Source organism: Streptomyces sp. H27-C3 (genome assembly GCF_030063415.1).
Classification (GTDB): domain Bacteria; phylum Actinomycetota; class Actinomycetes; order Streptomycetales; family Streptomycetaceae; genus Streptomyces.
Window position 1 is genome coordinate 132,686 of record NZ_JASITA010000010.1, and the last position, 22,380, is coordinate 155,065.

Here is a 22,380-nt window from a genome sequence, read left to right on the forward strand (position 1 = left end):
CGCCGGACGCGCGGAAGCTGTACCTCCGGTTATGTGAAGGAGCTGGCACCAATTCATGGACGCATGTGCGCGTCAGGTAATTCGACGAAGGCATTCGAAGGGTCCGGGCAGTTGTCCGATTGGCCGCGCAACACGCCCACGTGCTTTGATCGTTCACATCGCGGCCGGGCTTCTTGACGGGGCCGGTTGCGGTGATTTCGAGATATCCATGTGTGAAGGGAAGCCCATCATGAACTCCACCCCCCAGGTTGCGACCCAGGAAATCTCCGACGCCGACCTGGACAACGTGTCCGGCGGCCTGCTCGGCGCTGTGGTCGGCACGGCCACCAACACCGTCGACACCACCGTCGGCACGGTCACCGGCCTCGCCGACTCGGCCACCGGCCTCAACACCACTGGTGTCACGGGCCTGGCCACGGGCCTGGTCGCCGGTATCTGAGCCGATTGTGTGCCGCTGAGCGGCACATGAACGACGGCGACAACCGGCCGGTCGGCGCCCCCCCCTCTTTGCCGACCGGCCGCGTGTGCCCCGGATCCTCCCCCCGGTTCCGGGGCACACGGCCGTCCCATTCCCCTGACTTTTTCACCCCCGTCAGACCATTGCGGTTGAGGGAAGAATGCCGTGCAATTCCGTCAACAGGCCCTTTCCAAGCTGCAATCACCCGAAGAAATCGATCTGCCGGTGCGTTTCGCCCGGCCCCAAGGCCTTTTTGTCCTGACGGTCACCGTCTTTGTCATGATGGGCGCCGCAGTGTGGGCGGTGACCGGTGTGGTGTCCTCCACACTCGCCGCACCGGGAATTCTCACCCATGCCCAGGGCAGTTATGTCCTGCAGAGCCCCGTCGCGGGACAGGTCACCGGCGTACTCGCCAAGGAAGGCGACCGGGTCTCCGCGAACACGCCCCTGGTGAAGGTCCGTACCGCACAGGGCAGCACCCTCGTCCGCACGATCGCCGCGGGCAGGCTGACCACCCTGGTCGCCACGATCGGTTCCGTGCTCACCACCGGAGCGAATGTGGCGGCCGTCGAGCAGGCCAAGAGCGCCGACGACCCGCTGATGGCCATGGTGTACGTCCCCGCGGCCGAGGGAGCGACGGTGCCCGTGGGCGCGCCCGTGGACCTCACCGTCCAGTCCGTGCCCACCCAGCAGTACGGCGTCCTGCGCGGCCGTGTGAAGGCGGTCGGCCGGACTGCGCAGACCCGGCAGCGGATCACCGCGTTCCTCGGCAGCAGTCAGCTCGGCGAACACTTCTCCCAGCAGGGGCAGCCCGTGTCGGTCCTGGTGCGACTTGACCGGTCGCCGCGTACCCTCTCCGGCTACGCCTGGTCCTCCTCCGACGGACCACCGTTCGCGGTCGACTCCCTGACCCTGGCCGAGGGCTCCATCCACCTTGCCGAGCAGCATCCGATCGATTGGCTGCTTCCATGACCGCACAGCAGCAACTGCCGGTGGCGGGCCGCGGCCGCCACCGCCCCGGCAACGCGCCCGCCCCGGCCCCGCGCCGCGGCACGCGCCGTGCCCCGTCGGGCAAGACGCCCGGGGTCAAGAAGCGCCGGCCCGTCCGCACCCCGACCGTCCTCCAGATGGAGGCACTGGAGTGCGGCGCCGCCTCGCTTGCCATGGTGCTCGCGCACTACGGGCGCCATGTGCCGCTGGAGGAGCTGCGCATCGCCTGCGGCGTGTCCCGCGACGGCTCGCGGGCCAGCAACCTGCTGAAGGCCGCCCGGAGTTACGGCCTGCAGGCCAAGGGCATGCAGATGGAGGCGGTGGCACTCGCCGAGGTCCAGGCGCCGGCCATCCTGTTCTGGGAGTTCAACCACTACGTCGTCTACGACGGCGCCGGACGCCGGCTCGGCCGCCGCGGCGTGCACATCAACGACCCCGACAAGGGCCGCCGCTTCGTCACGGCCGAGGACTTCGACACCAGCTTCACCGGCGTCGTCCTTGTCTTCGAGCCCACCGCGTCCTTTCGCCTGGGCGGCCGCAAACCGGGCATCATGGGCGCCGTGCCCGCCCGGCTGCGCGGTACGACGGGCACCCTGCTTGCGGCCCTGCTCGCCAGCCTCCTGCTGGTCGTGGTCGGCGCGACCGGGCCCGCGCTCAGCCGCACGTACATCGACATGTTCCTGATGGGCAATCAGACCTCACTGCTCAGGCCCCTCTTCGCTTCGATGGCCGTGATGGTGGTGCTCACCGCCGCACTGACCGCACTGCAACAGGCGAACCTGCTCCGCGGGCGCATCATCTCCTCCACCCTCAGCAGCGCCCGCTTCCTGCGGCACCTGCTGCGGCTGCCGGTCACCTTCTACGCCCAGCGCAGCCCGGCCGACCTGGTGCAGCGCCTGCAGTCCAACGACGCGGTGGCCGAAACCCTGGCGCGAGACCTCGCCGCCGCGGGCGTCGACGGAATCGTGGTGATCCTCTACGCCCTCCTGCTGTGGACGTACGACCCTCAACTCACCGTCATCGGGGTGCTGATCGCCTTGCTCAACGTCGTCGCCATGCGCATCGTGATCCGGCTGCGCGCCACCCACACCCAGAAGCTGCGCGCGGACAGCGCCCGGCTGACCAACACCTCGTACACCGGTCTCCAGCTGATCGAGACGGTGAAGGCCACCGGCGGGGAGAACGGGTACTTCCGCCGCTGGGCCGGCCAGCACGCGACCACCCTGGAGGACCAGCAGCGGCTCGGGGTGCCGAGCGCCGCGCTGGCCGTCGTCGCCCCCACCCTCGCGACGCTCAACAGTGCGCTGATCCTGTGGATCGGCGGCCTGCGCGCGGTGGAGGGCGCCATCTCGATCGGTCTGCTCGTCGCCTTCCAGGCTCTGGTGGTGCGCTTCACCGCGCCCATCACCCGGCTCAACGGGGTCGCGGGCCGGATCCAGGACTTCGCCGCCGACATGGCCCGGCTGAAGGATGTGGAGAGCTTCCCGGTCGACCCGCTGTACTCGCGCCGGGAGCCGGCCGCGAGCACCCGCAGGCTCAAGGGCCATGTGACGCTGGAGAACGTGACGTTCGGCTACAGCCCGCTCGACAAGCCCCTGCTCTCCGGCTTCTCACTGGAGGTCGGCCCCGGCCGGCAGGTCGCGCTTGTCGGGGGCTCCGGCAGTGGCAAGTCCACGGTCTCCCGGCTCATCTCCGGCCTCTACAGCCCCTGGGAGGGGACGATCCGGATCGACGGACAGCGTCTGGAGGACATCTCGCGCAGCGCACTGGCCGCCTCGGTGTCCTTCGTGGACCAGGACGTCTTCCTCTTCGAGGGCACGGTCCGGGACAACGTGGCGCTGTGGGACCCGTCCATCACGGACGAGGCGGTCGTCGCCGCCCTGCGGGACGCCGCCATCCACGACGATGTGATCGTTGGGCGACCCGGCGGGATCCACGGCCGGGTCGAGCAGGACGGCCGCAATTTCTCCGGCGGGCAGCGGCAGCGTCTGGAGATCGCCCGTGCGCTGGTCCGACGGCCGAGCGTGCTGGTCCTCGACGAGGTGACGAGCGCACTGGACGCCCGGACCGAGCAGCTCATCATCGACAATCTGCGGCGGCGCGGCTGTGCGTGCGTCGTAATCGCCCACCGGCTGAGCACCGTGCGCGACAGCGACGAGATCGTGGTCCTCGACCACGGCACGGTCGTCGAACGCGGTCGGCACGAGGACCTCGTCGCCGCCGGGGGACCGTACGCCGAGCTGGTCAAGGGGCACTGACATGACCACGGCCCCGACCACCGCCGGCCACCACGACGCGGTGACGCACGCGCTCGGCGGCCTGGGCGTGCCCGTCGACTGCACCGGCCTGCGCAGCCTGCCGCTGGAGGGGCCGCACGTGCTGTGGCTCGTCGTGGGCGGCGCCCTGGACCTGTTCGCGGTCGACACCGCCCAGCAGGGCCACTGGCACTTCCTTGGCCGCATCGAGAAGGGAACGCTGCTCCTGGGACCCGTCGAGGGCCCGCTCCACACCTTGCTCGGCAGACCGTCCCAGGGCTGTCTGCTGCGCCGGATACCGCTGCGGGAGCTCTACCGCCCGGAGTACGGCGAGCACGGGACGTACGACCCGTATTCCAACGACCCGCACCCCAATACTCCGCATCCCCACAACGCGCCCCCGCCCTACGAAGCCGGCGGCCCCGCCCCGACACCGCTGGAGCACGCCTTCGCACTCGGAGTCGGCCGCAGCCTGGGCGTCCTGTTCGAGGCCCCGCTGGACGGCCGCCCCTCCAACGAGGAGGCCGTGGCCGACGACGACATCCTGTGGATGCCGGTCGCCCCCGGCAGCGTGCAGTACGGCGCCGCGTACAGCGCCGAAGCGGCCGACGCACTGCTGGTCGAAGGCGCGATGTGGCAGCAGATGATCAACCAGCAGTACCGACTGCTGTCCGCGGTGGACCGCTGGATCGAACGGCTGGAGCGCGCCCACGAGGACCGGACGGCCGCCGGTATCAAGGCGGGCGAGACCGTCCGCGCCCGCGCCAACCAGGCGCTGCTGGCCTCCATGGGACGTCCGGAGCGGACCGGACGGGCAGCGGGCACGGCCGACCGGGCGGGCGACGACGCCACGTTCGCCGTCTGCCGCCGGGTCGCGGAGGCGGCGGGGATCACGCTCACCGAGCCGTCCAAGGCAGGCTTGGCGAGCGACGGTGACCGCGTTACCCCGGTCGAGCGCATCGCGGTCGGCTCACACATCCGCACCCGCCCGGTCAGGCTCGACGGACGCTGGTGGCGTACGAACTCCGGCCCGCTGGTCGGCCATTGGGCCAAGTCCGGAGCTCCGGTCGCCCTGCTGTGGCGCCGTGGCCGGTACGAGGCGGTGAACCCGGCATCGGGACTGCGCAGGCGAATCGGCGCGGACAGCGCACCGGAACTCGAGGCGCGCGCCGTGATGTTCTACCGCCCGCTGCCCGAGCACCCCATGACCACCTGGCGGCTGCTGCGCTTCGGCCTGCGCGGCGCGGGCATCGATCTGCGCACGCTGCTTCTCGGTGTGCTGGTGACGGTCGGCCTCGGCGCGCTCGTGCCGATCGCGACCGGACAGGTACTCGGTGTCTACGTGCCCACGGCCCGCACCGGCCTCATCGTCCAGGTCTCACTCGCCGTCATGATCGCGGCCATCGTGTCCGCCGCGTTCATGCTGCTGCAGAACCTCACCGTCCTGCGGATCGAGGGGCGCATCGAAAGCGCCCTGCAACCGGCCGTGTGGGACCGGCTGTTGCGGTTGCCGGCCCGATTCTTCACCGAGCGCTCCACCGGAGAACTCGCGAGTGCGGCGATGGGAGTCAGCTCCATCCGCCGGTTGGCGTCCGGCATTGGACCGGTCGTCGTGCAGTCGAGCACGGTCGGCGCGATGAACATCGCCCTGCTGCTCTGGTACAGCGTGCCGCTCGCGCTGGCGGCCATCGCCATGCTGCTCGCCATCGGAGCGGTGTTCCTCGGGATGGGGCTGTGGCAGCTGCGGTGGCAGCGTCAGCTGGTCGAGCTGGGCAACAAACTCAACAACCAGGCGTTCCAGACCCTGCGCGGTCTGCCGAAGCTGCGGGTCGCCGCTGCGGAGAGTTTCGCGTACGCCGCCTGGGCCCGTGAGTTCGCCCGCTCCCGCGAACTGCAACAGCGGGCGGGGCGGGTCAAGAACCTCACCACGGTCCTCGACGCCGTCTATCTGCCGCTGTGCTCGCTCACCATGTTCGTCCTGCTGGCGGGTCCGGCCCGCGGCAGCATGTCGGCGGGGGAGTTCCTGACCTTCAACACGTCCGTGACGATGCTGCTGACCTCGGTCACCCAGCTCACCGGAGCGCTGGTGTCGGCCGCCGCGGTGCAGCCCATGTTCGAGCAGCTCAAGCCGGTCCTGGACGAGGCCCCCGAGTCCGGTGGCGCCGGCGCGCAACCCGGTGAGCTGTCCGGCGGGATCGAAGCCAGGGATCTCTCCTTCCGCTACACCGAGGAGGGCCCGCTGGTCCTCGACGGTGTGTCCCTGGAGGTGCGGCCTGGCGAGTTCGTGGCGGTCGTCGGCCCCAGCGGGTGCGGCAAGTCGACGCTGCTGCGGCTGCTGATCGGGTTCGACCGACCGGCCTCGGGCAGTGTGCTGTACGACGGCCAGGACCTGGCGGCCCTGGACCGGGCGGCCGTACGCCGTCAGTGCGGGGTCGTCCTGCAGAACGCTCAGCCGCTCAGCGGTTCCATCCTGGACTGCATCTGCGGCACAGAGGCCTTCACCCTGGAAGAGGCCTGGGAGGCCGCCGAAATGGCAGGGCTGGCCGAGGACATCAGGGGCATGCCGATGGGGATGCACACCATGATCTCCGACGGTGGCGCCGTCTCCGGTGGGCAGCGGCAGCGTCTGATGATCGCCCAGGCGCTCGTCCGCCGCCCCCGCATCCTGTTCTTCGACGAGGCGACCAGCGCACTGGACAACGAGACTCAGCGGGTCGTGACCGAGAGCACCCGCCGGCTGAGCGCCAGCCGCCTGGTGATCGCCCACCGGCTGTCCACCGTCATGGACGCCGACCGGGTGGTCGTCATGGCGGACGGCCGGATCGTCGAACAGGGCCCGCCGGGCGAGCTGCTCGCCACCGACGGACACCTCCACCAGCTGGTGCGGCGTCAGATGGCCTGACCCGGCCCGGCCACGCCCGCTCTTTCGGCGGCTCCTACTAGGTACCCGTGCGCGGGAGCCCCACCAGGGCGGCAAGGCGCCGGTAGGAGTCCAGCAGGGCGTCGCGCTCGTAGGTGCTGTTCGCGACGAGGTATTCGTCGGCGCCGCTGCGGCCGAGCAGCTTCTCCAGGCTGTCCGTGACCTTGTCCCCGGTGCCGTGGAGGTGGCCGCGCCCGGCCTCCTCGAAGAGTTCCCACTCGCGGTCGTTCATCGGCAGGGCGAGGATCTCGTCGACGGGCGCGAGCGGCGGGAACGCGCCGCGGGTGCGGGAGTACGCCGACGCCCACGCCTCGGGCACCAGCAGCCGCTCGGCCTCCTCGGTGGTGTCCGCGACGGTGACGGAGCCCGAGATCACGACGTACGGCCGCTCACCCCAGGCGGACGGCCGGAACGCGTCCCGGTAGCCGTCGATAGCCCGCAGCATCTCCTCCTCGCCGCGCGCCGCGGTGATCACCAGGGGCAGCCCGGCCTCAGCGGCGACCTGGGCCCCGGCGCCGGTGGCCAGCACGAAGGCGGGCGGCAGCAGGCCCTCGGCGGGATGGGCGTGCACCTGCGGGTGCGCGCGCTGGTCGCCGGTGAAATAGCCGAGCAGTTCGGTGAGCTGCGAGGCGAAGTCGCCGACGGCCTCCTTGTCGTGGCCCAGCGCCCTGCGTATCCCGTCGGTGAACCCCACCGAGCGGCCCAGGCCCATGTCGATCCGGCCGGGGAAGAGCGACTCAAGCACCCCGAACTGCTCGGCCACGACCAGCGGCTGGTGGTTGGGGAGCATCACACCGCCGGTGCCGACCCGGATCGTGGACGTCGCCGCGGCGACGGCGGCGGCGAGCACGGTGGGCGCGGAGCCCGCCACGCCCGGCACGCTGTGGTGCTCCGACACCCAGAAGCGGTGATAGCCCAGACCCTCGATCCGCCGCGCGAGCTCCACGGTGTCCCGCAGAGCCTGCGGTCCGTCGTGCCCCTCGCGGGTACGGGAACGGTCGAGTACGGAAAACCGGGTCTGCGCGATCACTGAGCTCACACCCGGTTCAACACATCCGACGCCGCAGGATTCCCGGAGCCGGAGCCGGAGCCGGAGCCGGAGCCGGAGCCGGAGCCGGAGCCGGAGCCCGGTACGGGGCCGAGACTGCCCGGTGCGCGGATTAGGGTGGCCGGGTGAAGCCGAGGAGCAGGCCCCTGGCCGTATTCGACCTGGACGGAACACTCGCGGACACGGCGCACCGCCAGCGCTTCCTGGACGGTAAGCCGCGCGACTGGGACGGCTTCTTCGGCGCCGCCCCCGACGACCCGCCGCTGCCTGAGGGGGTGCGGATGGCCCTGGACAGCGCCGAGGAGTGCGAGGTCGTCTACCTCACGGGCCGCCCCGAGCGGTGCCGCCGCGACACCCTCGCCTGGCTCGGCGAGCAGGGACTGCCCGAGGGGCGGATTTGGATGCGCCGCGACAACGACCGGCGGCCCGCCCGCCACACCAAGCTGGACGTCCTCAAGCGGCTGGCCCGCGACCGGGAGATCCGGGTGCTCGTCGACGACGACGAGCTGGTCTGCGACGCCGCGCGACAGGCGGGCTTCACGGTCGTGCGCGCCCAGTGGGCAGCCGCGTCGGCGACCCTCAAGGACGCGCAGGAGCGTGAAGGGCGTACCTGATCGGAGTGCGGCCCCTGTCCGAATCCGAGGGCGCCTGATCGAAGTGTTCCCGACCTGAGGACGCGCCTGATCGGAGTGCGTCCCCGATCCGAGGGCACACCTGATGAGCCGGGCGTCCTGATCAGGCGTCCGTGCCCTCGCCCGCGTCGTCGCCCGCCTCCAGGCGGAAGCCGACCTTCAGCCCCACCTGGTAGTGCTCGATCTCGCCGTCCACGATGTGACCGCGGACCTGGGTCACTTCGAACCAGTCAAGATTGCGCACGGTCTGCGACGCCCGGCCGATGCCGTTGCGAATGGCCTGGTCGACGCCCTCGTGCGAGGTGCCGACGATCTCCGTGACCCGGTAGGTGTGGTCGGTCATGCGGCTCTCCCTCTGCTTCTGCTGCTCCTGCCCCGGGGGGCCCTTCCGTCGATGCTCGTACCCACCGTGCCCCACCCGCCGCCGGTGCGCGAGATGGGGAACCAGTGAAGAAAATATGGTTCCCCACTCTTGACCTCACCATTGGTCCAGGCCAATTCTGGGCAGCGTGACCTATGCGAGAACAAGACTTCTGGCCGGATCCACCGCCTTCGCCGCTGTTGCCACGGCCCTCACCGGGTGCGGCCTACTGCCGGGCGCCGACGCGGAGACCCGGACGGTCACCGTCTGGCTCATGAAGGACAGCGTCTCCGACGGCTTCCTCGCCCGCTTCACCGAAGAGTTCAAGAAGGATCACGACTCCATCGAGCTGGACATCGAGATCCAGGAGTGGACCGGCATCGGCGACAAGGTCACCGCGGCGCTGCGGAGCGACGAAGCCCCTGATCTGATCGAGGTTGGCAACACCCAGGTCGCCCAGTACGCCGAAGGCGACGGGCTGCGTGATCTGAGCGCGGAATCGGTGGGCGACCTGGGCAGCAAGGACTGGCTGCCGGGTCTCGCCGACCCCGGCAGCATCAACGGCCGTCAGTTCGGCATCCCCTGGTACGCCGCCAACCGTGTCGTCATCTACAACAAGGACCTCTTCAAGGAAGCGGGGATCACCCAGCCGCCCGCGACCCGCGACCAATGGCTGACCGACACCGCGGCGCTCAACTCCACTGACACACAGGGCATTTATCTGGCCGGTCAGGACTGGTACACCCTCGCCGGCTTCGTCTGGGACGAGGGCGGCGAGCTGGCCGAGGAGACCGGCGGCGACTGGCAGGGGGCCCTGCACACCCCGGCCGCCCTCAAGGGGATGGACTTCTATCAGCGGCTGCAGGCCCTGGGCTCCGGCCCCAAGAACGCGGACGAGGCCACGCCGCCGCAGGCCGACGTCTTCGCCGAGGGCGACGTCGCCCAGATCGTCTCCATACCGGGCGCCGCGAAGCTCATCGAGCAGCGCAGCCCCGAACTCAAGGGCAAGCTGGGCTACTTCCCCATCCCCGGCAAGAGTGAGGCCCGGCCCGGCGCCGTCCTGGCCGGCGGCTCCGACCTGATCGTCCCGGAGAAGTCCGACGCCCAGGACGCCGCCATCGAGGTCGTCAAGGCGCTGGCGGGCGAGAAGTGGCAGACCGAGCTGTCCCGGGCCATGAGCTACGTGCCCAACAAGACCAGCCTCGCGAACGTCATCGAGGGCCAGGAGGGCACCGCGGCGATGGCGGCGGGGGCCGCACAGGGACGTACACCCCCCAACTCGCCGCAGTGGGCCGCCGTCGAGGCGGACAACCCCATCAAGACCTACATGGCGCAGGCGCTGACTGGAGACGACCCGGCGAGGGCCGCGAGGGCCGCATCCGGGGAGATCACCCGGATGCTGGCCGCCCGCTGACCCCGAACTCAGGAAGCCACCGCGAGTGACAGCGCGAAACGCTCCGCCTCGTCGGTCCACCAGTGCCGCAACTCCATTCCGGCCGCAGCGAGTTCGCCGCGCACCCCCTCGCGGCGGAACTTCGCCGAGATCTCCGTGCGGATCTCCTCGCCGGCCTCGAAGGACACCGCGATGTCCAGCTCCGGGATCTTCGCGGTGAGCGCCCTGCGGGCCCGCAGCCGCATCTCGACCCACTCGTTCTCGCTGTCCCACACCGCGACATGGTCGAAGTCGGCCGGGTCGAAGTCCGCACCGAGCTCACGGTCGATGACGGAAAGGACGTTCTTGTTGAAGGCCGCTGTGACGCCCTGCTCGTCGTCGTACGCGGCGACGAGTGTTGCCTCGTCCTTCACCAGGTCCGTGCCCATCAGCAGCGCGTCACCGGGGGAGAGGAGCGAGTGTACGGACGTCAGGAACGCCGTGCGTTCGCCGGGCAGCAGATTGCCGATCGTGCCGCCGAGGAAGACCACCAGACGCGGCCCCGGAGTCCCGGGCAGGGCCAGGCCGCGGGTGAAGTCCGCGATCAGCGCGTGCACGGACAGGCCGGGCCGCTCGGCGAGCAACGACTCCGCGGCCAGGGTCAGAGCGCTCTCGCTCACATCCACCGGCACATAGCTGTGCAGCGCGGGCAGCGCGTCCAGCAGGTGCCGGGTCTTCTCGGAGGACCCCGAGCCGAGCTCGATCAGGGTGGACGCGCGCGTGGCCGCCGCGATCTCGGGCGCGCGGGCGATCAGGATCTCCCGCTCCGCGCGCGTCGGGTAGTACTCGGGAAGCCGGGTGATCTCCTCGAACAGCTCACTGCCGCGCGCGTCGTAGAACCACTTCGGCTGCAACTCCTTGGGCATACGGGTCAGTCCGTGCAGCACGTCGGCGCGCAGAGCGGCGTCCGTAGCGTCCTCGGGCAGGGTGCGGGTCAGCAGGAACGGGCTCACGCAGTGGGCTCCTTGAGCGGGGTCAGCAGGACATCGGTGCGGGTGGCGCAGAGGAGCGTGTGGTCGGGTACCTCCACCCAGTGCGGGTCGTCGTCGTACGGTTCGGAGGCCACGATGGTGCGGCGACCGGGCTCGGCGAAGTACCACAAGGTGTCGCCCCAGGTGGTCGCCGCGACCGTCTCGCCGTCCGTGAGCAGCAGGTTCAGCCGCGACCCCGGGGCCGCGGCGGCCAGCTCGACGACGGTGTCGGCCAGGGCCTGCCCCAACTCGTCACCGTCGCGCAGCCGGTGCAGTACGAGGGCCCAGACGAGCGCCGAGTCGCAGCGCGCCTCCAGGGCCAGCAACTCGGCCGCGGGCAGCGCCGAGGCGAGCGCGGCCGCGGACCGGGGCCAGCCCTTGAGCGCCCCGTTGTGGCTGAACAGCCAGGGTCCCGCGGCGAACGGCGCCGCCGCGGCCTCCCCGTCCGAACCCGCATCGGTGGCGTCGCGCACAGCGGCGAGCAGCGCCCCGGAGCGTACGACCCGGGCCAGGTCGGCGAAGGACGCGTCGGCCCACATGGGCCCCGGGCGCCGGTAGCGGGCCGGCACCGGATCGCCATCGGCGTACCAGCCCACGCCGAAGCCGTCCGCGTTGACCGTCCCGTACCGCTGTAGGCGCGGCGCCCACGCCTGGCGGTACAGACCGTGCGCGGGCTTGATCAGAAGGTCGCCCAGCGGCACAGCCGGCCCCAGACACGCGAAATGCCGGCACATCAGGCGTCCTCCGTGTCGCGCGCCGTGCGGAACCCGGAGAAGATCTGGCGCCGCATGGGCAGGTCCCAGTTGCGGAAGGTGCCGCGGCAGGCAACCGTGTCGACGGCGAAGGAACCGCCGCGCAGTACTTTGTGCGCGCTGCCGAAGAAGACCTCGGAGTACTCGGGGTACGGGAAGGCCGTAAAGCCGGGGTAAGGCAGGAAGTCGCTGGACGTCCACTCCCAGACGTCACCCATCAACTGCCTTACACCAAGGGGTGATTCGCCGTCGGCGTAGGCCCCCACCGGGGCGGGCTGGAGGTGGTGCTGGCCGAGGTTCGCCCGCCTCGGGGTGGGGTCCGCGTCGCCCCACGGATAGCGCAGGGAGCGCCCCGACACCGGGTCGTAGCGAGCCGCCTTCTCCCACTCGTCCTCCGAAGGAAGCCGCCGGCCGGCCCACTTGGCGTACGCGTCGGCCTCGTACCAGCTCACATGCATGACCGGCTCGTCCTCCGGCACCGGCTCCACGACGCCGAAGCGCCGCCGCAGCCACTGCCTGCCCTCACGGTGCCAGAACAGCGGCGCCGCGAGCCTGTTCGTCCGGACCTGGGCCCAGCCCTCGTCGGTCCACCACCGCCCGTCGGTGTACCCGCCGTCCTCGATGAAGTGCAGATAGGCCCCGTTGCTCACCGGCGTGGTGTCCATGAGGAACGCCGGGACGAAGCGGTGGTGCGCGGGCCGCTCGTTGTCGAGCGCCCATGGTTCGGTGGAGGTGCCCATCGTGAACGGGCCGCCGGGGATCAGCACTTCGGTCGGCTTGCCCGCCGTCGTGCCGTCCGCCGGGCCCGGCGGCGGGGGAGCGGTGAGGGCGACGGGCCCGCGCCGCAGCTGGTGGGTGATCAGCATGGTTTCGTCGTGTTGCTGCTCGTGCTGCGCGACCATCCCGAACGCGAAACCGGCGTCAAGGAGCGGACTGCCCTCCAGCGGGGTGCGCTCCAGGACGTCGAGCACCCGCCCGCGTACGTCCGAGGCGTACCGCCGGGCGTCGGAGGGGGCCAGTAGAGGCAGGGAGGGACGGGCCGCCCGAGGGTGCTCGAAGGCGTCATACACGGAGTCGATCTCGGGGTGCATCGGCTCGCGCCCCGCCACGTTCCGCAGCAGCCAAAGCTCTTCCTGGTTGCCGATGTGCGCCAGGTCCCAGACCAGCGGCGACATCAACGGCGAGTGCTGGGCGGCCAGTTCGCCGTCGTCGACGCACGAGGTGAGGACGGCGGTACGCTCGCGGGCCGCGAGCAGCGCCTCGACGGCGCGGGCCCGAAGGGCGTCCGGGCCGCCCTGGCCGTCGGATTCCGTGGGGCCGGTGAGGTCGCTCATGTGCGGATGTCCTTCCCGGGAGCGGAGTCGAGCAGATCGTCGGCGGGACATCGACCGCGGACGACATAGCGCTCGGTGAACTCGGCGACGGCGCACTGCACGGCAGTGGACGCACCGAGCCGCGGGAGCGCGTCGAGAGCGGCTTCGAAGCAGATCTCGGCGGCGGCGCGCAGTTCGGCGTCGGCCAGCCCGTACCTGGCGGCGTTGAGCCACAGCGGATTTCGCGGCGCGGGTGTCGACCCGGCCGTCTCCCGCAGTGGCTTCACCGTCCGGTACGCGATCTCCGACGCCTGCGGGTCGTCGAAGAGCGCGGTGGTCACCGCGAGCGGAATGATCCAGCCACTCTCGCCCGGCTGTGCGTCGATCATGCGCAGCTCAATGTGGCCGTGCGGCCGTACCGGCGGAAAGAGAGTGGTCAGGTGGTACTCAAGGTCCTGGCGGGTCGGCGGCCTCGGCGCGCCGGAGCGTATCCAGGAACGGAACGACAGCGCCTCGGGTACGGCCCACGGCTTGCCGTTCTCGCTCCGCACGCACATCACCGGAGCGTCCAGCGCACGCCGGGTCCACGCGCCGCGCGGCTCCAGATCCTGCGGCGGCGCCAGCGAGCGGCCCGGCTCGATCTCCGTCCACAGGGCCTGGCGCGTGGAGCGCCAGCCTGTGCGCCGCCCGTGGTGGAACGGGGAATTCGCGAAGGCCGCCATCAGCACCGCGCCCAGCAGATGCGCGAGCAGCCAGCGCCGCCCGTACCCGAGCGGACCCGGCTCCTCCTGGCCCGCGTCCAGGCAGACCTGTACGGAGGCGGACGAACACATCATGGCGCGCCCCTCGGGCCCGGCCCGGTCGAGATACGACTCCATCGCGTCGTAGCGGGGCTCGTGCAGCAGCCGCTGCGCCGGGTGCCAGGGGTCGGTGCCGATGCCGCTGAGGGTGAGATCGCGGGCCCGCAGCTCGCCGCGTACGGCGTCCAGGTCGGCGCCGACGGAGTCGATGCACGCCATCAGGGACGGGGCAGGGAGCGAGCTGAGCTCGACCTGGCCGCCTGGCTCGAAGGTGAGGGCCGAATCCAGCGGCAGCGCGCGTAGCGCGGTGTGGGCCGCTACGATGCGGGCGGGCTCTACGGGGAGCTGGGGGATGTGCAGCTCGTGAACGAGCCATTCGAGTTCGACGCCGACGGCGCGGGGCGGTCCCGTCTTGAAACAGATGCCGCGAAGGAACGCCTCGGCCTCTGTCTCCGTGACGGGCGGGTCGCCCTCGATGAAATCCCCTGTGGGCCCTGTGGGCATGGTTTTTTCCTCCTTGTAGGAGAGCGTGCCTGACCCCGTCCCGGATCCGGGACGGGCATTGCACACCACCTAAGCCACTGCGATCGCCTCGCACAAGAGTGCCCCTCCGGCGGAGAAGCAGCCACTGCAAGGGGGTGCCCGGGGGCTCTCCGTGGCCTCGCGGGTCCCGCGCGCACATGTGCCCACGGACGGCCACCGCACACCCCGGCCGCTCAGCTCCAGCCGTGGCGCTCTCTGAGCCGCTGGACGACCCGGTCGAAGCGCGGCCGGTCCAGGGCGCACGCCTCGCGCCGCATGCCGTCCTCGTGCACCCGCAGCACCCGGTCCACCGCGACCCACGACTCGCGGCCCGCCGCGTCCCACGGCCCGACCCCGATCGCCACCCATTCGTGGTCCTGGTCGTGCCGCTTGCTGGAGAGCTGCACGGCGAGCAGCGTGCCGGCGACCTCCCGGGCGACCACCAGGACCGGCCGGTCCTTGCCCCGCCCGTCGTTCTCCTCGTAGGGCACCCAGGTCCAGACGATCTCGCCCGGATCGGGATCCCCGTCGCGGTCCGGTGCGTAGGAGGTGCGGACGGGGCCGATGCCGCGGGGTGCGGCCTCGGTCGTCGCGGTGGGACCGCCGCGACCGGGCAGATCGGCGGAGGCGTCGGCCGGCTCGTGAAGTGTCGTCATCCGGACGAGGGTAGGGGGTGTACGGCCCAGTCCGCGGGGCGCCCAGGCCGGTCGACGCCAGGATCGGCCCATGGCACTACGACTTCTGGGTGTTCTTGTCGCGGCCGCGCTGATGGGCACGGCGGTGGCGTCTCCGCACGCCTCCGGCGCCGCTCCCCGAGCGGCCCCGCGAGAGCAACCCGCTCCCCGTCCCTCGTAACGTCTCCGCCTGGCTCCCCCACTGGGACCAGGAGGGTGCTTACGACCTCGGGGGCAATAGTGCGCGGGGGCAAGCGCGTCATCGACGGGATGCACCGGGCCGGCATCGCCGTCGTGCCGACCGTGATGGAGACGATGAATCCCGGCGCCCTCGCGACGATCGTTACCACCCCCAAGTACCCCGCCGCCCACATCCGCGCGCTCCTGACCCTCGCGAAGAGCCGCGACTACGACGGCCGCGACCTCTCGGTGTCCAAAACCCCGTACTTCGCCTACCGGGGACGGCACACAGCAGCGCTCGGTCCGGTACCAGGACGCACGCGGGGCGGCCCATCTGCCGCTGCTGAAGCGGTACGGGATCAAGAACACCGGGCTCTGGGCGCTGAACTTCGAGGATCCGGGGCCGTGGAAGGTCCTGGCGCAGCTCAAGGACTGAGCGGCCGGACGGCGGGCGGGCCGCGCTCCCCCCGGGGCCCGGCCCGCCCGCCTGCTTCGGTGGGATCCGGCTGGGCCGGATCTGCCCGGTCGGACCCTGTTGGGTCAGACCCAGCCGTCGAGCGAAGCCATGTACGCGTCGAAATCGTCACGGTGGATCGTGTGACCCGCCCCCCGGACCGTACAGACCTCAAAGCCTCGCTCCCTGAGCAGCGAGGCCCTTGCCGCGTCGATCAGGAAGCTCGGGTCGGCGAGCTGCACCAGCGAGGGCACCACGGGTTTCGCGGGCAGCAGATCGACGCCCGACAGCGTCGTGAGAGGCAGCGCCGAGGCCTCGTCCCACACCCGCACCGTCTCCAGCTCGATGTCGATGTCCTCCTCGTCCCAGCGCGGGTTCATCGCCGCGATTCGCTCCCGGGGAGCCGCCTTGAACTGCGCGAAGACATCGGGGCCGAACCCCTCGCCCGGCGCGGCGAGATGCCACGCGGGGTCGGAGTAGACGGCCCGCTCGGGGCGCAGCCGGTCCACGGCGAGCGACAGGGTGAGGCCGCCCAGGGAGTGACCGATGGCCAGTTCGGCGCCGGTCGGCAGGGACTCGACGACGTCGTTGGCGAAGGTCTCGGGGCTGTACGTGCCCCGTTCGCTGGCGCCGTGGCCGCGCAGGTCGACGGCGAGGACCCGGTAGCCTTTCTCGGCGAGAGCCGGGCCGACCCGTCGCCAGGTGCGGTGGTCGGCCATCATGCCGTGGATCAGGAGCGCGAGGCGGTCGCCCTCGCCCCAGGTGTAGGTGTGGAGCTGCACGGTGAGTGCCTTTCCTGTTGGGTCTGTTGACGCGGTTCGGGAAACGGGGTCGCCGCCGGGGTCAGCGGACGGTGCGGATCGGGCGCACGGCCAGTGCGCCCAGCACCGCCAGCGCCGCCGCGACCAGGAAGAGACTGGTGTAGCCGCCGACGCTCACGACCACCGAGGCGATGAACGGGGCGACGATCTGCGGCCCCGCGTTGGCGATGTTGAGTACGCCCATGTCACGTGCGGCGTTCTCCGCCTTGGGCAGCACCATCGTCACCAGTGCCGTGTCCACGGCCATGTAGCAGCCGAAGGCCAGGCCGTTGACGGTGGCGAAAGCGAGCATCGCGGTCCAGCTCGTCGACACCGCCGGGATGACCAGGGCGGCGGCCGACAGTGCGGCCGAGGCGCCCACGAACAGCTTGCGCCGGTCGAACCGGTCCGAGAGGTAGCCGCCGAGGACGGTCGAGACGACCATGGCCACGCTGCTGACCGGCATCAGGATCGCCACGGCCTCCTCGGCCCGCAGCCCGGCGGGCAGCACGGTGTGGTCCTTGATGATGTACAGCAGGAAGCCGTTCACCGCGAAGTAGCCGAGGACCAGCAGGGCGCGGCCGATGAAGGCCCAGCGGAAGTCGTGGGACTTCAACGCACCGGCGAACGCGGCCAGTTGTGTCCGTATCGGCAGGGATTCCCGGGCCGGTATGCGCTGCTCACGGGTGCAGGTGGTGAACAGGACGGCCGCGGCGGCGACGAGTGCGCCGAAGATGAGGTAGCCGGTGCGGTAGTCGTCGGAGAAGGCCGCGCCGATGAGTGCGCCGAGGGTGCTGCCGAAGGGCAGCCCCAGGCCGACGGCGGCCGAGGCTTTGCCGCGCGCGGTCATCGGGACGCGGTCGGGGACGACCGAGGTGATCGCGGCCTGATAGACGTTCATCACGGCCTGGCCCACACACCAGGCGATGGTGATCAGCAGAATCGTGTGCACGCTGCCCAGCAGGAACATCGCCGGGACGGCGAGCAGGCCGCCGCCGAGAATCCATGGGTTGCGCCGCCCCGAGCGGTCGGAGAGCGCACCCGCCACCGGGTTGAAGACCGTCGCGAAGATCGCCGAGACACCGGCGACGAGACCGAGGTTGGTCACCTTGTCGGCCGGGTCGACCGCCTCGACCTGAAGAGCGAGCAGTACGCCGCCGACCCCGATGTACAGGGCGTACATGGCGGTGTTGCCGACCAGGAGCAGCGGCAGCAGCCCGCGGCCGGGCCGGGGGGACACGGGGGAGCCGGCGTCGGTGGTGCCGGCGCCGGGAGAGGAAAGGGCCACATTGCCCTCCAGGGGAGTGTCTCCGGGGGACTGTCACGGAGACGAGCGGATGGAGTGAGTCAAAAGTGGTTACACGTGTCAGTGACGCGTGTAGGCACTGTGTAGCACTCGATTCAGGCCATCCGCCAGACCTTGACGCGCACCGGTCTGGAAAGATGCCGAACGCGATGAGTCAGACACCGAGGAAGACCGCCGAACAACCTGTCCCGACCAGCACCGATGTCGCGCGCCTGGCCGGCGTCTCGCGCGCGACGGTTTCGTACGTACTGAACAACACCTCGGCCGTGCGGATCAGCGAGCCCACCCGCCGCCGCGTCCGGGAGGCCGCCGAGGAACTGGGTTACGTGCCGCACGCGGCCGCCCGGAGCCTGCGCGCCGGGCACACCCGGATCGTGCTCCTGCCCACGGCGCACGTCCCGGTCGGCCCGCTCTACAGCCGCTTCTTCAACGAGCTCCAGTGGGCGCTGCGCCGGCTCGGCTACACCGTCGTTCAGTACGCCAGCCTCGGCCTCGGCGGCGACGAAGCGGCCCGCGCCTGGGCCGAGTTGCGCCCGATCGCGGTCCTCTCGCTCGGCGAGATCGCCCTCACGGCCCAGGGCGTCCAGGTGCTCAAACGCTCGGGCGCCCAGGCCGTGATAACGCTCGGCCCCCAGCGGGTGGAGGGTGCGCACGCGCTGGTCATGGACCAGCGGGAGGTGGGCAGGGTCGCCGGAACCCATCTGTTGGAACGCGGATACCGGCGGATCGGCGTCGTGATGCCCAGGGAGCCCGGCCTCGAACTGTTCTCGAAGCCGCGCCTCGCGGGCATCCGGAGAGCCGTGGCGGACAGCGGAATGCACGTGGAGCAACTGGAGATGGGGTACGACGAGGAGTCGGCGGCGGAGCTCGCCGGACGCTGGCGCACGCTCGGTCTCGACGCGGTCTTCGCGTACAACGACGAGTACGCCCAACTCCTGATGCGGGCCCTGCAGGACGAGGGCGTCGACGTACCGGGGGAGGCGGCGGTGATGGGCGCGGACGATCTGCTGCTCGGCAAATTGCTGCGGCCCCGACTGAGCACTGTGCACGTGGAGATGACGACCGGGCAATACCTGGCGGACTTCCTGGACCGGGTGGTAAGGGAGCCGGGCGGGGAGCCGGAGCGGCACGACCTGATGGGCGCGACGGCCGTTCCTCGCGAGTCCAGCTGAAGCGACGCCGCGAATCCGGCCGGCGGGCCGGGGCGGGTCCGGCCGGGGAGGGCACGGGGTCGGAGTGGGTGCGCGGGCCGGAGCGGGCGGTCGGTGGGAAGGGCCCGCAGGCCTGGAGGGGGCCGGACGGTGCGGTCCGGAGAGTGCTCGGGCGGGACCTGTGGCGGGATGGGGCGCGGGGGCCGGAGAGTCGGTCGGTGGGAGGGGCCCGCGGGCCTGGAGGGGGCTCGGGCCGGACGCGTCGCGTGGGCGGGCCGCGGCGCATGGGCCGGGCAGGGGCGTGGGCCGAAGGGGCGGCCCTGTGGTCATGTCCGTCCGGTGATCGAGGATGCCGCGCGCAGGTCCGCCTCGATGAGCTTCGCCGTCTCGTGGAGCGTGGGCAGCAGCGCCGCGCGCATTTCCTCCGGGGTGCCGTGCCCCGCATGCCGCGCCACGTTGACGGCGGCCACCACCCGCCCGCTCCCGTCCCGCACCGGCACCGCGAGTGAACGCAGCCCCTCCTCCAACTCTTGCTCCACCAGCGCGTGTTCATCGGCGGCAGCCCGCTCGATGACCGCGTCGAGTGCGGCGCGCGACGTCACGGTGTGCCGGGTCAGCGCGGGCAGCGCGTCCGCCAGAACGGGACGGGTCTCGGGGGCGAGCCCGGCCAGCAGCACCCGGCCCATGGACGTGGCGTACGCCGGAAAGCGCGTCCCCACTGTGATGTTGACGCTCATGATGCGTACCGTCGGGACGCGCGCCACATAGTGGATGTCGGATCCGTCGAGCACCGCGAGCGACGCGGACTCGTGCACCCGCCCTGCCAGCGCGGCCAGATGGGGCTGTGCGATCTCGGCGAGACCCAGGCCCGAGAGGCGGGCACAGCCCAGTTCCAGCACCCGCGGCAGCAGCCGGAACCGCCGCCTGTTCGCTGCCACGTACCCCAGGTGCTCCAGGGTGAGCAGGGAGCGCCGGGCGGTCGCCCTGGCCAGCCCGGTAGCCCCGGCGACCTCCGTCAGCGTCATCCCTTCGCCCCGGTCCGCACCGAGCGCGGCCAGTACGGCCAGGCCGCGCGCCAGCGACTGGAGGAAACCGGGCCCGAGCTCGCGCTTGGCCGCCGACGAGGTCTCCGCCGCGGTGTCCGGCGCCGTGACCGGCGAAGCGCCCGCCGCCCCGGCCGTGACTCCCGGCGTGCTGCGGGGCGCCGCCAGCGCCGCCTCCAACTCAGCTCGCACCGCCCGCAGTCGGGGCAGTACGGCGTCCCGCAGCGAGTCCAGGGTGTGCCTGCTGGTGTGGCTCGCGACGCTCACCGCGCACACCGTCCTGCCCGCCGCGTCGCGCACCGGAACCGCGACCGCGACCAGCCCGGGCTCGACCAGCTGGTCGTCGCCCGCCCAGCCGTCACTCGCCGCCCGCGCGGCCCGCTCCTCGAAGGCGGCAGGGGCCTGCGGCCGGGCGGGTGGCGGCAGGGCGGTGAAGTCGGCGGCAGGCGGGTCCGGGTCCCGTCGGGCCCGCCAGGCGTCCCACTCGGCCGCGTCCCACCGCGCAGCGAACAACGCGCCGGGGGCGCACCGTTCGGCGGGTAGCAGGTCGCCGATCCGCAGGGCGAGCGACATGGTGCGCCGCCGTGTGGTCTGGAGCACGAACCGCGCCCCCGCGCCTCCGGCGTCCGGGACCGCCACCGACACCGACTCGTCGAACTCATCCGCGAGCCGCTCCGCTTCCGGCCCGAGCGCCGCCGGAATCCCACATGCCGTCAGATAGGCACCGGACAGCTCCAGCGCCCGCGGGGTCAGGGCCACTTCGCGCCCGTCGCCGCGCACCAGGCCGAGCCGGTCCAGGGTGGACACCACCCGGTCGACGGTGGAACGCGCGAGGCCCGTCGACCGTACGAGGTCGCTGTGTCGCGTCCGGTCGTCGGCGCCGGGCGCGGCCAGCGCGCGCAGCACGGTGAGCCCGCGCTCCAGCGGGCCCACGGACTCGGCGGGCGGCGGGGTGTGGGGCGCGGTGTCCGGTGTGGTGCTCAGTGCGCTGTTCGGTGCGGGCCTCATGGGCTTCCTCCTGGCAGGCCGCCGACCCGTTGACAGCGGACGGCGCCCGGCAGAGACTCGGGCGAGGTCGAAGATGAACAATAGTTCACTGGGCGAACACATCACCACCGCGGGAGAGAATCCGATGAGCATCCGGGACGTCTACATCGTCGACGCCGTCCGCACCCCGATCGGCAAGTTCGGCGGTGCGCTCTGCGGTGTACGCCCCGACGACCTCGCCGCGCACGTCGTCAAGTCGCTCGTCGACCGCACCCCCGGCCTCGACCCCTCCCGCATCGACGACGTCTACTTCGGCGACGCCAACGGCGCGGGCGAGGACAACCGCGACGTGGCGCGGATGGCCGTACTGCTCGCCGGGCTCCCCACGAGCGTCCCGGGAGTCACCGTCAACCGGCTCTGCGGCTCGGGCCTGGAAGCCGTCATCCAGGCGGCGCGCGCCGTCGCGCTCGGTGATGCCTCGGTGGCCGTCGCGGGCGGCGTCGAGTCGATGTCCCGCGCGCCCTGGGTGCTCCAGAAGCCCGAGCGGGCTTTTCCCGCCGGGCACCAGCAGCTCCACTCGACGACCCTGGGCTGGCGCATGACCAACCCGCGGCTGCCCGACGAGTGGACGGTGCCGCTCGGCGAGGGTGCCGAGCTGATCGCCGACAAGCACGCCATCACCCGCGAACAGCAGGACGCGTTCGCGCTCGCCAGCCACCGCAAGGCGGCCGAGGCCTGGGCCGCCGGACTCTACGACGGCGAGGTCGTCCCGTACGAGGGAGCGGATCTCCTGCGGGACGAGTGCATCCGGGAGGGCTCGACCATGGAGGCCCTCGCCAGGCTGAAGCCCGCCTTCCGCAAGGACGGCAGCGTCACGGCGGGCAATGCCTCACCGCTCAACGACGGCGCCGCCGCGCTGCTGCTCGTCGACGGCGAGGGGCTCCGGGCCACCGGCCGTGAGCCGCTGGCCCGGATCCGCGCCTCCGCCGTCACCGGCATCGAGCCGCAGCTCTTCGGCCTCGGCCCGGTCGAGGCGGTCCGGCGGGCACTGGCCAAGGCGGGCAGGTCCTTCGCCGACCTCACCACCTTCGAGCTCAACGAGGCGTTCGCCGCCCAGTCGCTCGGCTGCCTCGCCGCATGGCCGGACCTCGACCCCGCCGTCGTCAATCCGCGCGGCGGGGCCATCGCGATCGGCCATCCGCTCGGCGCGTCCGGAGCCAGGCTCGCCGGGTCCGTCGCCCATCAGCTGGCCGCCGCAGGCTCCGGCACGGGCCTCGCCGCACTGTGCATCGGAGTCGGCCAGGGCCTCGCCCTCGTACTGGAGCGCTGACC

At 71.6% G+C, this 22,380-nt stretch carries 18 protein-coding genes; 8 read left to right on the forward strand and 10 right to left on the reverse strand.

What is annotated here, in order from left to right:
- The first annotated feature begins 229 nt into the window (after positions 1-229).
- The 4 genes from QMK30_RS12505 (at position 230) to QMK30_RS12520 (ending at position 6,604) form a co-directional block, all read left to right on the forward strand.
- Entirely contained in the window at positions 230-439 is a 210-nt protein-coding gene (locus QMK30_RS12505; RefSeq protein ID WP_283517659.1) for a type A2 lantipeptide, read from the forward strand.
- A gap of 183 nt (positions 440-622) precedes the next feature.
- The gene (locus tag QMK30_RS12510; protein WP_283517660.1) at positions 623-1,429 is read left to right on the forward strand and encodes an HlyD family efflux transporter periplasmic adaptor subunit; all 807 of its coding nucleotides are present in this window, start codon (positions 623-625) and stop codon (positions 1,427-1,429) included.
- Positions 1,426-3,705: an NHLP family bacteriocin export ABC transporter peptidase/permease/ATPase subunit gene (locus tag QMK30_RS12515; RefSeq protein ID WP_283517661.1), complete on the forward strand. Its 2,280-nt coding sequence runs from the start codon at positions 1,426-1,428 to the stop codon at positions 3,703-3,705. Before QMK30_RS12510 ends, QMK30_RS12515 begins: the two co-directional genes overlap by 4 nt.
- Position 3,706: 1 nt before the next feature.
- Positions 3,707-6,604, forward strand: coding sequence for an NHLP bacteriocin export ABC transporter permease/ATPase subunit (locus QMK30_RS12520; RefSeq protein ID WP_283517662.1), 2,898 nt, complete (start codon positions 3,707-3,709; stop codon positions 6,602-6,604).
- 37 nt (positions 6,605-6,641) lie between these two features.
- Here the strand turns inward: QMK30_RS12520 and QMK30_RS12525 are convergent, their stop codons facing one another.
- Positions 6,642-7,661 carry an LLM class flavin-dependent oxidoreductase gene (locus QMK30_RS12525; RefSeq protein WP_283517663.1) on the reverse strand — a complete coding sequence of 340 codons (1,020 nt, stop codon included), beginning with the start codon at positions 7,659-7,661 and terminating at the stop codon, positions 6,642-6,644.
- Positions 7,662-7,795: 134 nt separating this feature from the next.
- Here QMK30_RS12525 and QMK30_RS12530 point away from each other — a divergent pair, with 134 nt between their 5' ends.
- Positions 7,796-8,284, forward strand: coding sequence for a phosphatase domain-containing protein (locus QMK30_RS12530; RefSeq protein WP_283517664.1), 489 nt, complete (start codon positions 7,796-7,798; stop codon positions 8,282-8,284).
- A gap of 121 nt (positions 8,285-8,405) precedes the next feature.
- On the opposite strand, the gene QMK30_RS12535 is transcribed toward QMK30_RS12530, so the two are convergent.
- Complete coding sequence (locus tag QMK30_RS12535; protein ID WP_283517665.1) at positions 8,406-8,645, reverse strand: dodecin; 240 nt, start codon at positions 8,643-8,645, stop codon at positions 8,406-8,408.
- Between the two features lie 166 nt (positions 8,646-8,811).
- Between QMK30_RS12535 and QMK30_RS12540 the strand changes: the two genes are divergently transcribed.
- Positions 8,812-10,077, forward strand: a complete 1,266-nt coding sequence (locus QMK30_RS12540; protein WP_283517667.1) for an extracellular solute-binding protein — start codon at positions 8,812-8,814, stop codon at positions 10,075-10,077.
- A gap of 8 nt (positions 10,078-10,085) precedes the next feature.
- Here the strand turns inward: QMK30_RS12540 and egtD are convergent, their stop codons facing one another.
- The 7 genes from egtD to QMK30_RS12575 form a co-directional block, all read right to left on the reverse strand.
- On the reverse strand, positions 10,086-11,048 hold the full coding sequence (egtD, locus tag QMK30_RS12545) for an L-histidine N(alpha)-methyltransferase (protein WP_283517668.1): 963 nt from the start codon (positions 11,046-11,048) through the stop codon (positions 10,086-10,088).
- A complete protein-coding gene (egtC, locus tag QMK30_RS12550) occupies positions 11,045-11,800 on the reverse strand; it encodes an ergothioneine biosynthesis protein EgtC (RefSeq protein ID WP_283517670.1) in 756 nt (251 codons plus the stop codon). Before egtC ends, egtD begins: the two co-directional genes overlap by 4 nt.
- Positions 11,800-13,152 (reverse strand): ergothioneine biosynthesis protein EgtB, encoded by a 1,353-nt coding sequence (gene egtB / locus QMK30_RS12555; protein ID WP_283517672.1) that lies wholly within the window; start codon positions 13,150-13,152, stop codon positions 11,800-11,802. Before egtB ends, egtC begins: the two co-directional genes overlap by 1 nt.
- On the reverse strand, positions 13,149-14,435 hold the full coding sequence (egtA, locus tag QMK30_RS12560; protein WP_283517673.1) for an ergothioneine biosynthesis glutamate--cysteine ligase EgtA: 1,287 nt from the start codon (positions 14,433-14,435) through the stop codon (positions 13,149-13,151). Before egtA ends, egtB begins: the two co-directional genes overlap by 4 nt.
- A 212-nt stretch (positions 14,436-14,647) precedes the next feature.
- Positions 14,648-15,109 (reverse strand): type II toxin-antitoxin system PemK/MazF family toxin, encoded by a 462-nt coding sequence (locus QMK30_RS12565; RefSeq protein ID WP_283517675.1) that lies wholly within the window; start codon positions 15,107-15,109, stop codon positions 14,648-14,650.
- A gap of 738 nt (positions 15,110-15,847) precedes the next feature.
- On the reverse strand, positions 15,848-16,543 hold the full coding sequence (locus tag QMK30_RS12570; RefSeq protein WP_283517677.1) for an alpha/beta fold hydrolase: 696 nt from the start codon (positions 16,541-16,543) through the stop codon (positions 15,848-15,850).
- Between the two features lie 61 nt (positions 16,544-16,604).
- Entirely contained in the window at positions 16,605-17,849 is a 1,245-nt protein-coding gene (locus QMK30_RS12575; RefSeq protein WP_283517678.1) for an MFS transporter, read from the reverse strand.
- Between the two features lie 167 nt (positions 17,850-18,016).
- Here QMK30_RS12575 and QMK30_RS12580 point away from each other — a divergent pair, with 167 nt between their 5' ends.
- Complete coding sequence (locus QMK30_RS12580; protein WP_283517679.1) at positions 18,017-19,039, forward strand: LacI family DNA-binding transcriptional regulator; 1,023 nt, start codon at positions 18,017-18,019, stop codon at positions 19,037-19,039.
- A 305-nt stretch (positions 19,040-19,344) separates the two neighbouring features.
- Here the strand turns inward: QMK30_RS12580 and QMK30_RS12585 are convergent, their stop codons facing one another.
- On the reverse strand, positions 19,345-21,069 hold the full coding sequence (locus QMK30_RS12585; protein WP_283517680.1) for an IclR family transcriptional regulator domain-containing protein: 1,725 nt from the start codon (positions 21,067-21,069) through the stop codon (positions 19,345-19,347).
- 124 nt (positions 21,070-21,193) lie between these two features.
- Between QMK30_RS12585 and QMK30_RS12590 the strand changes: the two genes are divergently transcribed.
- A complete protein-coding gene (locus QMK30_RS12590) occupies positions 21,194-22,378 on the forward strand; it encodes a thiolase family protein (RefSeq protein WP_283517682.1) in 1,185 nt (394 codons plus the stop codon).
- The last annotated feature ends 2 nt before the right edge of the window (positions 22,379-22,380 follow it).